Origin of the sequence: Denitromonas halophila, from assembly GCF_007625155.1 — a bacterium.
In the GTDB taxonomy this organism is placed as follows: Bacteria; Pseudomonadota; Gammaproteobacteria; order Burkholderiales; family Rhodocyclaceae; genus Nitrogeniibacter; species Nitrogeniibacter halophilus.
This window is the reverse complement of the sequence record NZ_VMNK01000014.1, coordinates 150717-162399: the sequence shown is the minus strand read 5'-3', so window position 1 is coordinate 162399 and position 11683 is coordinate 150717. Positions and strand designations below refer to the sequence as shown.

Sequence of the window (11683 nt, the reverse complement as noted above, 5' to 3'; positions counted from 1 at the left end):
CCCTTTCGACGACGGGCTTGTCGCCGGATAGTCCGCGTGTCTTAATGGCGTATGCGCACGGAGGCTTCGCCGTGAGCCGTCGATGAATCCACCCATTCGTTCGCTTGGTCCGCAACATGGCCGCACCGGCCAACGGGATGACAGGAGGCCGCATGAGCAACAAGCGCTTGACGGAAAACGTATTAGGACAAAATCTTGCCAGTCTGGACGGCTGGCAACTGAACCCCGACAAAACAGCAATTTCCCGCAGTTTCCGTTTTCGGGATTTCAACGCCGCGTTCGGCTTCATGAGCCAGATCGCCCTGATGGCCGAGCGTCTGGATCACCACCCTGATTGGTCAAATGTCTATAACCGCGTCGATATCACGCTGACAACTCACGACGCAGGCGGCTTGTCGGAAAAAGACATGGTGATGGCGCGATTCATCAATGATCTAGCGACGTGATGCGCTGCGTCATGAATGCGCGCTCTCCTGGTGGTAAGCTCACAAAAAAGACGGCGTGAAGTCAGGAAGCTCCGACAAAAAACAGACCGAAAGGAGCGGCCGTCAGGGAGAGCAAATGAAGCAGATCGAATGGCGCGCGTTCCCCTATGGGGACCGCGTTTATCGCTATACGGGCTCGTCGCTTGAAGCCCATTGGTCCGTTTTGCACAGCGGTGATCGCGAAGCATTTCCCGACGCGCAGCGCTTGGCTGATCAACTTGAACGCTGCGGCCCGGGCTTGTCGAACGACGCCGATCCCAACAATCTGGCCGAGATGCTGCAATCTGCCTGGCGCGATTACCACGCAGGTGATTTTTGTGCCGCGATGACGACGGGCCAGGCGGCTGGCCCAATCGGTGCCGTCGTGGCCGGTAGAGCTGCCATCGCCTACGCCATGCATCTCGAAAGTGATCCAGTGCGTGCGCTCACCTTGCTCTGCGATACCGCAAGCCACTGTGAGCGCCTGAGCCAGATTGATCCAGGCTGGGCGAACGTCTGGTACACCCACGCGCTCGCGCTCGCGCGTTATAGCCAGCAGATTTCGGTGGTCAAGGCGCTAGGGCGCGGGCTGGGCAGCAAGGTGCGTCAAAGCCTGATGATTGCCATCGCACTTGAGCCCGACCATGCGGCCGCGCACGCAGCGCTGGGTGGCTATCACATTGAAGTGGTTGATAAAGTCGGTAGCGTCGTGGGGCGTCTGACCCACGGCGCCAGCCGAGCCTTGGGCTTGCGGCATTTCGAGCGGGCCATTGTTCTCGATCCCGACTCGCCAAGCATCCGGATTGCCTACGCCAACGCCTTGTCGATCAACCGTCGCAGTCGCAGGAGCGTTGCGGTCGAGAGAAATATTTCTGCCGCTGCCACGTGCCAACCGCGCGACGCGATTGCGCATCTTGACGCGGATCGGGCAAAAACACTGCTCGAAGGGGTCGGGGTATAAAAAAACCGGCGCGAACGCCGGCTTTTTGTGACTGCGTCACGGGTTGGGTTTAAGCCGCCTCGAGCGCTTGCGCCAGATCCGCGAGAATGTCGTCGATATGCTCGATGCCGATCGACAAGCGCACCATGTCTTCCGAAACGCCGGCCTTTTCGAGTTCCGCTGGAGAGAGCTGTCGATGCGTCGTGCTGGCAGGGTGGCAGGCGAGTGACTTTGCATCGCCGATGTTAACCAGGCGCGTCACCAGCTTGAGGGCATCCTGGAAACGGCCACCGGCCGCCAGGCCGCCCTTGACGCCGAAAGACAAGATGCCCGATGCACGGCCGCCCATGTACTTTTCGACCAGACCGAAGTCTTTGTGGTTGCGCAAACCCGCGTAGTTCACCCACTCGACCTTGTCATGGCCTTGCAGGAACTCGGCAACACGCACCGTGTTTTCGCAGATCCGATCCATGCGCAGCGCGACAGTTTCGATACCTTGCAAAATCAGGAAAGCGTTGAACGGACTGATCGCTGCACCCATGTTGCGCAGCGGCACGACGCGCGCCCGCGCAATAAACGCCGCCGCACCAAGCGCTTCGGTGTAGACCACCCCGTGATATGACGGGTCGGGCTCGTTCAGGCGCTTGAAGCGTGTTTTGTGCTCCGCCCAGGGAAACTTGCCCGAATCAACGATTATGCCGCCAATGGAGGTGCCGTGGCCGCCAAGGTATTTGGTGAGCGAGTGCACGACAATGTCGGCACCATGTTCGATTGGTCGGCACAGATAAGGGGTCGGTACGGTGTTGTCCACAATGACGGGGATGCCGTTTCGGTGGGCAACTTCTACCAGGCGCTCGAAGTCGGTGATGTTGCCCAACGGATTGCCGACCGATTCGCAAAAAATGGCCTTGGTCCGTTCGTCGATCAGACTCTCGAATTCCTCGGGCTGGCGATAGTCGGCGAAACGCACGTTGATGCCCATTTGCGGCAGCGTATGCGCGAACAGATTGTAGGTGCCGCCATAGAGCGTCGAGGCTGAAATAATGTTGTCGCCCGCTTCAGTGATGGTCTGGATAGCATAGGTAATCGCTGCCATGCCGGACGCCAGCGCCAGACCTGCGATACCGCCCTCCATCGCTGCCACACGCGCTTCGAGCACGGACTGGGTCGGGTTCATGATGCGCGTGTAGATATTGCCTTCGACCTTGAGATCAAACAGGTCGGCGCCATGCTGCGTATCGTTGAATGCGTATGAGGTGGTCTGATAGATCGGCACCGCCACCGCATTGGTTGTCGGATCGGGTGAATAGCCGCCATGGACAGCCAGAGTCTCAAGTTTCATCGATGCGCCCCTCTACACGTCAGTAAAGGATTCAGTATATCAAGCAGCCTCCTCACCCGTCGGCTCGAAGCACGTTCTCGTCAGTCAGTTGTTGACCCTACGCAAAATCATGACTAGAAAAGAAGTTCAAGTGGCATACAAAAAAGCCACCAGGCCAAACGAGATCGGTGGAGTAGGGCGCTACCGACCGGCCAGACAACATGACGGAGGAGAACAAGATGATTGCGTCAACCGACCGTATGGCGGGATGGCTTGAGGTAGTGGCAGCACCGATCTGGTCAGGTGTGCCGTCTACAATTCGGATTCATCCGGTCTGTATGCACCACTGCACCTGCCATGCCATTTCATTGAACGGACGTTGGGTCTGCTCCAGCGACGGGAGCCTGACGATATTCCATAGCCGCCAATCTGCCGAGCATTTTCTGGAACTGGCGCACATTGATCACTATGAGTCAGGCGAAGAGGCCGAACTTGGGAATGATGTCGCACTTAAAACGCAATGCGTGTCGTTCCGTCCACGAAAAGGGTTGGTGTCATGCCGAATGCGTTGCAACGGAGAGGCGGCGCTGGCCTCCTGACATACTCAGACGGTGTCGTCGAACGCGAAGAGGGTAGCTGTGAGAATAGCTGCCATTTTTGCGTCAAAGGCCACCAGGAGGATCTTCTCCAGCCCGGCATGCAACGCCAGAGCCGCTTTACATTCCGCGACGGCGATACGCGCAGCTGACTCAGCGGGAAACCCATACACCCCGCAACTGATCGCAGGAAACGCGATACTGCGAACGTTGTTTTGAATCGCCAGCGCCAAGCAGGCGCGATAGCACGCCGCCAATAGCGCCGATTCGTTCCGGAGAGCGCCATGCCAGACCGGGCCCACTGTATGAATGATCCAGCGAGACGGCAGCCGAAATCCGGGCGTGATCCGCGCTTCACCCGTGGGGCAGCCGTTCAGATCGCGGCAACAGGCAAGTAGTTCCGGGCCGGCGGCACGATGGATTGCGCCATCAACACCACCGCCGCCAAGCAAAGACTCATTGGCGGCGTTCACGATGGCGTCGACCGACAACGTGGTGATGTCACCCTGCCAAACTGACAATCGCGCGACTTGCATGTCTGGGATTCCACGACGAGTAACACAGGAACATTGTGCGCCAACACAGGGAATGATTGAAGTTCGCGTCGGCTGGCCTGCCGTCGTTTGTATGAATTCGCGTTGGTTTACATAATACAAATTATCGCGGTTTTAAAACCCTAAGAAAGACGGTCTGCCTCTCGTCAAAAATACCCATTACGGCTTATGCAATACACGCTCCATCAAACCACATTGTCGGCGCATTGTGTTCCGCAAGGTTTTCCACTGACGCTTGAGCCGCCGTACCTGCAATCGAACCCCGCCGGCCACCATCGTTAGGCGCGCACCGCTTCAATGTTGTCCAGCACACTCCACGCGCGCGCCTGCTAACGCATACATGTACTTCATGGTGCCGACCTCTGATACTTCTTTCACACAAACGGCTTTAGTTTTGACTTGGGCGGCGGCAAGGGATTGAGGCACCGCTGCGGTGCCAGGATCACCGCCGCAGCATGCATACGCGCGAAGACGCTGCTGCGCTTGATCACCGCTTTATCCCGGATAACGGTACTAAGCTCACGCTCGGAGTGCCGTGAGCGCGGTTTAATCCTCTGAAGGCAATTCAGCAAATTAGACGGCAGAGTCGATAGGCCAGCCAGGCCGGCCGGTCGCCACCTCAACTCTGATGAATCCACCGTTCATTTGTCGATCAAGCCGTCACCCGACGCTTTGATCTATCCTTGACGGACTCTGGCCCGAACGAAGACAGATGTTGTGTGTATCCCAGCCCCCTACCCGGCGCGGCGCTCGCGGTTCGTGGCGCCCTCCCCCCTTCCAGGCGTTGACACCCAATGAACCATGCCGAGTTGCGTGCTTTTGTGACCGTAGCCAAAGAGGGGAACCTGACGCGTGCGGCTGAGCGTCTGTGTATCACGCAGCCGGCGTTGAGCTTGCAGCTCAAGAAGTTGCAGCAGTCGATAGCGACTCCGCTGTTCGAGCGCCATCCCCGGGGTATGCACCTGACGCAGGCGGGCCGGCAGTTGTTGCCCGCGGCGGAACGGGTGCTGACGGCGATGAGCGAGTTTCGGGCCTCTGCCGCGAGTCTGAAAGGGAGTGTGCTCGGCAGCCTGAGTCTGGGAACGATTCTCGATCCGGAGTTTCTCCGCCTGGGCGCGTGTTTGCGCCTGCTTGCCGAGCGGCATCCGGCCGTATCTTTCACGCTACGCCATGGCATGTCGGGCGCGATGGCGGCGGATGTGGCCGCGGGCAAGCTTGATGTTGCGTTTGCGCTCGGCCCCCCCGGCCTGGCAGATCTTCGCGAGCAGTTTGAGGTGCTCGCACTGACTGACTTTGTCTATCGGGTCGTCGCGCCGCCAAACTGGGGTGGGCAGGTCAGAGGCAAGACTTGGCGCGAACTGGCGCAGTTGCCGTGGATTGGCACGCCGCCGGAGTCGGTACATCATCGCCTGCTCGCCCGGGTGGCGGCCGCCGAGGCGGTCGAGTTCAACATCGTGGCGCAGGTCGACCTTGAACCGTCGATGATGGATCTGGTCAAGTCGGGCGTGGCACTCGCCTTGGCGCGCGATAGCCAGGCGCTGCGCGCCGCCCATGCAGATGGCGTTGTTATTGCTGACGCGGTAGTGCTGCCGGCCGAACTGGCCGTTGTCTGCCGCAAGGAGCGCTACCAAGAGCAGACCGTCGCCGCCGCGATGAATATCGTGACGGAAGTCTGGCACCGCGACAGCCTCTGATACCAATTGTACGAAACGCCCAATGTCCGCCCCGGGCGCGGTCTGTGTATGCAGACGCGGTGTTGGCGTGCGCGTCGACAAAGGGCCGCATGCAAAAAAAGACAAAGGGCGTTGACTAAATAGGGCGATCGGTCTAAAAATTGCAGCATGATCAACGCCATGCCCCCTGTCCGCCGACGCGGCCGCCCGCCGAAATCCGAGGGCGATTACCGCGAAACCAAAGATGTCCTGTGTCGTGCCGGCCTTGCCGCTCTGACGCAGAAGGGCTTCTCTGCAACGGGCATCGAGGAAATCCTGAAGACCGCTGGCGTGCCTAAAGGCTCGTTCTACAACTTTTTTTCCAGCAAGGAGGCCTTTGGTACCGAGCTGGTTCGGCAGTACGCCGATAACTTTGCGCGCAAGCTCGACCGTTATTTTCTCGACGACAGCCTGTCCCCCCTCGCTCGTCTCCAGGCCTTCTGTGCCGACGCGGAGGCCAGCATGGCGCGCTATGGTTTTCGGCGCGGCTGCCTGATCGGAAACCTTGGGCAGGAGATGGAAGCGCTGCCCGAGGCATTCCGGGCCCAGCTGGTCGATGTTCTGCTCGACTGGGAGGCTCGCACGGCGGCTTGCATTGAAGCAGCCAAGGTGGCAGGCGAAATTTCGCCGCGTATCGACGCGGCACAGTGGGCGGCGTTCTTCTGGATTGGTTGGGAGGGGGCTGTGCTGCGCGCAAAACTTGAACGACGCGGCGAGCCGCTGCAAGCCTATGCCAAATTTTTTGTGATGAGCCTGAGAGCGTAATTTTTTTGTCGTTTTTAAGACAATCGGTCTAATTATTTGCTTCACCTGCACATGCACCAAAGGAGCAGCGCCGTTCGAAGTAGCACTGAACACTAGAACGAAAACACGTCGCTAACGGCGACGACACCAACGAGGAGAGATCTTATGGACGCAGCGAAAGACGCGCCGCCGAAAAAGGCCCCGCTTGAGGGCATTACTGTGCTGGATTTTTCCCGGGTGCTGGCCGGCCCCTACTGCACGATGGTGCTGGCCGATCTTGGCGCGCGGGTGATCAAGATCGAGCGCCTGGCCACCGGGCATGACACCCGCGCCTTCGGCCCATTCGTGGGTCAGGAGTCCGCCTATTTCATGTGCTTCAACCGCGGCAAAGAGAGCATCGCGCTCGACCTGAAAAGCCCGCGGGACCGCGATCTGCTCGAGCGCCTGCTGAGCGAGGCAGACGTGCTGGTCGAAAACTTCCGGCCCGGTGTGATGGACCGCCTGGGTTATGGCGCCGACCGCCTCGCGCGGACGCATCCCCACCTGGTGTATGCCTCGATCTCGGGCTTCGGACACACCGGTCCGTTCAGCGATCTACCGGGCTACGACATGGTCGTGCAGGCGATGGGCGGCATCATGAGCCTGACCGGTTGGCCCGACGCGCCGCCGGCACGTGTCGGCACCAGTTTCGGCGACCTCGGCGCCGCGTTGTTCGCTGCGGTTGGCATCATCGCCTCGCTCTACAAACGCACCCGCGACGCCCAGGGCACGCGTGTGGACATCGGCATGCTCGATTGCCAGGCGGCGCTGATGGAAACCGCGCTCGCGCGTTACGACGTGGAAGGCAAGGTGCCGACCCGCACGGGCGACAGCCATCCGTCACTCGCGCCCTTCGAGACGTTCAACGCCGAAGATGGCCGTTTCGTGATCGCCGCCGGCAATGACCAGCTATTCATGCTGATGGCCGATGCGCTCGACGCGCCGCAGATGGCACTCGACCCGATGTTTATCAGCAATGATCTGCGTTGCCGCAACCGCCCGGCGATGGTCGAGGCCATCGAGGCCATCACGCGCACTGCACCGATGGACCACTGGATCGATCGGCTCAATGAGGCCGGTGTGCCCTGCGCGCCGATCAACACCATCGACCGCCTGTTCAGCCACCCCCAGCTGCAGGCGCGCAACATGATTATCCAGGTGGAGGGCGCAGCCGAGCGCCCGGTCCGCACCGCCGGGAATCCGATCAAGCTCAGCTCCGCAGCCGATATCGACGTTGCCCGTCCGCTGCGTGCGCCGGCGCTCGACGAGCACCGCGACCGCATCCTGTCTGAACTGATGTCGGGCACCGGAGATTACGCGCCCGCTACCGGCGCCAACGACGTGCCCCAGCCACAAGAAGCAGTCACCCCCATGAAGCGCGCCAGCGCTTGAGCCCCCAAGAGAGCCGTCAAAGGAGACCCTGAAGATGTCAGCCAACCCCCGCCCGTCCGCCGCGTCCGCCACAAAACTCAAGGAAAACGCTGCGCCGAGTCCCGTCGTTCAGCCCACGCCGCTTGCCGCGCCGCGCTACGAAACCATCCTGGTCGAACGCCGAGAACGCGTCGGCCTGATCACCCTGAACCGGCCGAAGAGCATGAATGCTCTCAATGTGCAGATGTCGCAAGAAGTCGTGGCGGCGCTGCGCCTGTTCGACAAGGACGACAACATTGGCGCCATCGTGATTGCCGGCAGTCCGCGGGCCTTCGCCGCCGGCGCAGACATCGAGGAGATGGCCGGCAAGTCCTTTGTCGACCTGCAGTCCGACGACATCTTTGCCGCTTGGGAAGACTTGCAGCGCGTCGGCAAACCGATCATTGCCGCGGTGAGCGGCTATGCGCTCGGAGGCGGTTGCGAGTTGGCCATGATGTGCGACTTCATCATTGCCGCGGATGACGCGCACTTCGGCCAGCCCGAGATCAAGCTCGGCATCCTGCCCGGCATCGGCGGTTCGCAACGGCTCACGCGCTCGGTCGGCAAGGCGCTGGCGATGGACCTGATCCTAACCGGTCGCAACCTGACCGCGGTCGAGGCCAAGGCCGCTGGGCTGGTGGCGCGTATCGTGCCCGCTACCGAATTGTTGCAGACCGCACTAGAAGCGGCACACACCATCGCCGGCTACAACATGCCGGCCGTGCGTCTGGCCAAGGAGGCCGTCAATCGTGCGCAGGAAGTCGGCCTGACCGAAGGCGTCCTGCACGAGCGCCGGCTGTTCCAGGCGGCCTTTGCCACCGATGGTCAGAAAGAAGGCATGAACGCCTTTCTGGCCAAACGCGCACCGGTGTTTCGTCACCGGTGAATCCGGACGCTGGCTCAGGCCGGTGTTCACCGGGCGTTGTTCGCACCCCTGCATTGCACAGGGGCATTGAGCAACGCGCCGTACTGTCGGGCCAGCGTTGGCTACTGACAGATTCAATTCCAAGAGAGGGAGCAGGAAATGAGCAAGTTCAAAGGCATTTTGATCGAGAAAGACGAGGCCGGTTACCGGGCCGCATTGCAGGACATCGACGAATCGCAGTTGCCCGAAGGTGACGTGACGATCCGCGTGGCCCTGTCCACACTCAACTACAAGGACGCACTCGCCATCACCGGTCGCGGCCCGGTCGTGCGGCGCTTTCCGCTGGTGCCGGGGATCGACCTCGTCGGTACCGTCGAAGACAGCACCCACGCCGACTACAAGGCCGGCGACCGGGTGCTGCTCAATGGCTGGGGCGTTGGTGAAGTGCATTGGGGCGGCCTGGCGCAGATGGCCCGCCTGAAGGGCGACTGGCTGGTGCCGTTGCCCGCCCAGTTCACGCCGCAACAGGCCATGGCCATCGGCACCGCCGGGTATACCGCGATGCTGTGCGTGCTGGCGCTCGAGCGCCATGGCGTGACGCCGGATAAGGGCGAGATCCTGGTGACGGGCGCTGCCGGTGGCGTGGGCAGTGTCGCAGTCTCGGTGCTCTCCAAGCTCGGCTACAGCGTTGTCGGCGTGACCGGTCGCCCGGAAGAGGCCGACTACGTCAAGGAACTCGGCGCTGCCGAGGTGCTCGACCGCGAGGCCTTCTCCTCGCCGGGCAAGCCGCTGGCCCGTGAGCGCTGGGCCGGTGCCGTCGATGTCGTCGGCAGCCACACCCTCGCCAACGTGTGCGCCAGCACCAAGTACCGCGGCGTGGTGACGGCCTGCGGACTGGCTGGCGGTATGGACTTCCCGTCTTCTGTTGCCCCCTTCATCCTGCGCGGCGTCACCCTGGCGGGTGTCGACAGCGTGATGTGCCCGCGGGCCGATCGTCTGGTCGCATGGCAGCGTCTGGGGACCGACCTGGACATCTCGAAGCTCAACCTGATCACCAATCAGATCGGGCTTGCCGAGGCGATTCCGATGGCCACCCAAATGCTCGACGGCAAGTTGCGTGGACGCGTGGTGGTAGACGTCAACGCCTGATGAACCCGGGCGGGGACCAAAAAAATCAATGGCCCCGCCCTTCCCAACGTGAGGAGACAATCATGTTTCAACGATACGCAGGACTGTTGTTCGGGTCGATTTTGGCCAGCTCTCAGGTGATGGCGGCCGAGTTTGTCTGCCAGGATGATGTAAAACCGCGCACCTACAGCGCGGCGGAGCAAAAACTGGTCGATCAATTCTGGTCGGAATCGCTCACCTACCTCGGCCAGTATCTCAAGACAATCGAGACGCCGACCGGTCAATGCAAGGATTCGGCCGAGGCCACCATCCAGACCTTCGACGCCAAGACCGGCAAGCAGCAAACCCGCTGCATCATGAAGTACCGCGACATGGAGTTGCTCGCCAAGCATCTGAGCGCGATCATCGCCGAGCCCGACAAGGCCAAGCGCTGTTTCGATCCGCAGAAGGACTATGACGCGTTCCCGCTGTACACGCCGAGTGCCAAAGTTCAGGCGCTGTCGCCGGTGTCGACCTGGCTCCAGCGCCCCCTGCTCACCGACTACTACCGCAAGATGGGCGGCGCTATTGGTGAGGCCGGCCTGGCGCTCAATGAGAACTTCGTCGCCGTCACCTCGCGGACCGACACCACGGCACACTGGAGCCACGACATCAGCATCAAGGGCTTGCCCACGCTGTGGTCATCTGTCGGCTGGATTCCGTTCTATGCCGAAAACCCGGCCGCCGGTACCGACCGCTTCCGCGGTGGCTATCTCTACGCCGAGCTCATGGGGCCCTGGGGCAACCTGCGCATCAAGGAGATCGATGGTGAGACCGTTGGCGCGGAGATTGGCATGACGGTGCAGTTGTTCAACACCTCCTACCCCTTCCACTATCATCACCCGCAAGAAATCTACATGACGCTGACGAAGCCGCAGTGCATCGATCAGAACAAGTACATGGTGATGCACTGGGACAGCGACGAGTTCAAGCACGCACGCACCGAAACGGGTTGGCGCGTCGAGATCGATGGCGCCAACGACCGCTGGAAGAAATGGTTCGCCAACCAGGACGCGAAGCATGAGTGGCTGACCTATTTCGAGCGCAACGCGATCCATGCCTTCCACGCCAAGGAAGGCTGCAACCAGACCATCGAGAACTCGGGCCTGGTCACCGTCTGGGCACGTTCGACCGCGCAGGACAACGAGCAGTCGACCCGCCTGTGCAATCCGGCTTCCGGGCCGATGGGGCCGAAGGGCTTGCCGCCGCACGAGAAGGCGGTCTGCGAACTGCGCGACTGGAAGCGCTGATCGAGCACGGGCCGTCGCGGCCTTGTCGCACACGGTGCGATCGGGCGCGACGGTCTGTGTAAGCTGGCGACGAAACCCTGTCGCGCACGGTCGACGTGTGCGCCGGTTCGCCTGATGCGTGGTCAAGGAGGGCCGCCAATGAATGCCAATGCCGCACTGTCACACCATGTTCTGACGCAGATCGCCGACGCCGTGATCTTTTCGGATTGCGAAGGCAAGATCCAAATCTGGAACCCCGCCGCCGAGACGCTCTTCGGTTTTTCGAGCGACGCGGCGCTTGGCCAGAGCCTCGACCTGATCATTCCGGAACGGCTGCGTGCCGCCCACTGGGTTGGGTTTCACCGCGCGCTGGCGAGCGGCCAAACGCGCCTCGCCGGCAAGGCGGTGATCACTCGCGCATGCACGGCTGCCGGCGCCACGATCTATGTCGAGATGAGCTTTGCGCTCGTGCGTGATGCGCATGGCGAGGTGCTCGGCTCGGTGGCCATCGCGAGGGACGCGACCGAGCGCCGCGCCCGTGAACGAGCGCTCCAGCAACGCATGAGTGCGCTTGAAGCGCCACCCGACCCCGGGGCGCCCCACAAACCGTAACGCGCCGATGGCGGCTTGCCCAGGGATGGG

General features: G+C 61.4%; 12 protein-coding genes. 10 read left to right on the top strand and 2 right to left on the bottom strand.

Annotated elements, in window-relative coordinates; all coding sequences use genetic code 11:
- The first annotated feature begins 152 nt into the window (after positions 1-152).
- On the top strand, positions 153-446 hold the full coding sequence (locus FHP91_RS14395) for a 4a-hydroxytetrahydrobiopterin dehydratase (RefSeq protein WP_144310248.1): 294 nt from the start codon (positions 153-155) through the stop codon (positions 444-446).
- Positions 447-561: 115 nt separating this feature from the next.
- Positions 562-1425: a hypothetical protein gene (locus FHP91_RS14390; protein WP_144310247.1), complete on the top strand. Its 864-nt coding sequence runs from the start codon at positions 562-564 to the stop codon at positions 1423-1425.
- 49 nt (positions 1426-1474) lie between these two features.
- Here the strand turns inward: FHP91_RS14390 and FHP91_RS14385 are convergent, their stop codons facing one another.
- Positions 1475-2746, bottom strand: a complete 1272-nt coding sequence (locus FHP91_RS14385) for an O-acetylhomoserine aminocarboxypropyltransferase/cysteine synthase family protein (protein WP_144310246.1) — start codon at positions 2744-2746, stop codon at positions 1475-1477.
- A gap of 218 nt (positions 2747-2964) precedes the next feature.
- On the opposite strand from FHP91_RS14385, the gene FHP91_RS14380 reads away from it, so the two are divergent.
- On the top strand, positions 2965-3324 hold the full coding sequence (locus tag FHP91_RS14380; protein WP_144310245.1) for a hypothetical protein: 360 nt from the start codon (positions 2965-2967) through the stop codon (positions 3322-3324).
- Between the two features lie 5 nt (positions 3325-3329).
- Here the strand turns inward: FHP91_RS14380 and FHP91_RS14375 are convergent, their stop codons facing one another.
- Complete coding sequence (locus tag FHP91_RS14375; RefSeq protein WP_144310244.1) at positions 3330-3857, bottom strand: O-acetyl-ADP-ribose deacetylase; 528 nt, start codon at positions 3855-3857, stop codon at positions 3330-3332.
- Between the two features lie 812 nt (positions 3858-4669).
- Here FHP91_RS14375 and FHP91_RS14370 point away from each other — a divergent pair.
- The 7 genes from FHP91_RS14370 (at position 4670) to FHP91_RS14340 (ending at position 11653) form a co-directional block, all read left to right on the top strand.
- A complete protein-coding gene (locus tag FHP91_RS14370) occupies positions 4670-5569 on the top strand; it encodes a LysR family transcriptional regulator (RefSeq protein ID WP_144310243.1) in 900 nt (299 codons plus the stop codon).
- A gap of 147 nt (positions 5570-5716) precedes the next feature.
- Positions 5717-6352, top strand: coding sequence for an acrylate utilization transcriptional regulator AcuR (gene acuR / locus FHP91_RS14365; protein ID WP_186301565.1), 636 nt, complete (start codon positions 5717-5719; stop codon positions 6350-6352).
- 144 nt (positions 6353-6496) lie between these two features.
- A complete protein-coding gene (locus FHP91_RS14360; protein WP_144310242.1) occupies positions 6497-7762 on the top strand; it encodes a CaiB/BaiF CoA transferase family protein in 1266 nt (421 codons plus the stop codon).
- Positions 7763-7796: 34 nt separating this feature from the next.
- Positions 7797-8666 (top strand): enoyl-CoA hydratase, encoded by an 870-nt coding sequence (locus FHP91_RS14355; protein WP_144310241.1) that lies wholly within the window; start codon positions 7797-7799, stop codon positions 8664-8666.
- Positions 8667-8804: 138 nt separating this feature from the next.
- Positions 8805-9794, top strand: coding sequence for an acrylyl-CoA reductase (NADPH) (gene acuI, locus FHP91_RS14350; protein WP_144310240.1), 990 nt, complete (start codon positions 8805-8807; stop codon positions 9792-9794).
- Between the two features lie 62 nt (positions 9795-9856).
- Complete coding sequence (gene dddY, locus FHP91_RS14345; RefSeq protein ID WP_144310239.1) at positions 9857-11062, top strand: dimethylsulfonioproprionate lyase DddY; 1206 nt, start codon at positions 9857-9859, stop codon at positions 11060-11062.
- A 138-nt stretch (positions 11063-11200) separates the two neighbouring features.
- A complete protein-coding gene (locus tag FHP91_RS14340) occupies positions 11201-11653 on the top strand; it encodes a PAS domain-containing protein (RefSeq protein WP_144310238.1) in 453 nt (150 codons plus the stop codon).
- The last annotated feature ends 30 nt before the right edge of the window (positions 11654-11683 follow it).

What these genes read in the sequence shown, in the direction of transcription:
- FHP91_RS14385 (WP_144310246.1), bottom strand. Translation starts at nt 2,746, where the DNA reads ATGAAACTTGAGACTCTGGCTGTCCATGGCGGCTATTCACCCGATCCG.
- FHP91_RS14375 (WP_144310244.1), bottom strand. Translation starts at nt 3,857, where the DNA reads ATGCAAGTCGCGCGATTGTCAGTTTGGCAGGGTGACATCACCACGTTG.
- FHP91_RS14360 (WP_144310242.1), top strand. Translation starts at nt 6,497, where the DNA reads ATGGACGCAGCGAAAGACGCGCCGCCGAAAAAGGCCCCGCTTGAGGGC.
- FHP91_RS14380 (WP_144310245.1), top strand. Translation starts at nt 2,965, where the DNA reads ATGATTGCGTCAACCGACCGTATGGCGGGATGGCTTGAGGTAGTGGCA.
- acuI (WP_144310240.1), top strand. Translation starts at nt 8,805, where the DNA reads ATGAGCAAGTTCAAAGGCATTTTGATCGAGAAAGACGAGGCCGGTTAC.
- FHP91_RS14395 (WP_144310248.1), top strand. Translation starts at nt 153, where the DNA reads ATGAGCAACAAGCGCTTGACGGAAAACGTATTAGGACAAAATCTTGCC.
- FHP91_RS14390 (WP_144310247.1), top strand. Translation starts at nt 562, where the DNA reads ATGAAGCAGATCGAATGGCGCGCGTTCCCCTATGGGGACCGCGTTTAT.
- acuR (WP_186301565.1), top strand. Translation starts at nt 5,717, where the DNA reads ATGATCAACGCCATGCCCCCTGTCCGCCGACGCGGCCGCCCGCCGAAA.
- dddY (WP_144310239.1), top strand. Translation starts at nt 9,857, where the DNA reads ATGTTTCAACGATACGCAGGACTGTTGTTCGGGTCGATTTTGGCCAGC.
- FHP91_RS14355 (WP_144310241.1), top strand. Translation starts at nt 7,797, where the DNA reads ATGTCAGCCAACCCCCGCCCGTCCGCCGCGTCCGCCACAAAACTCAAG.
- FHP91_RS14370 (WP_144310243.1), top strand. Translation starts at nt 4,670, where the DNA reads ATGAACCATGCCGAGTTGCGTGCTTTTGTGACCGTAGCCAAAGAGGGG.
- FHP91_RS14340 (WP_144310238.1), top strand. Translation starts at nt 11,201, where the DNA reads ATGAATGCCAATGCCGCACTGTCACACCATGTTCTGACGCAGATCGCC.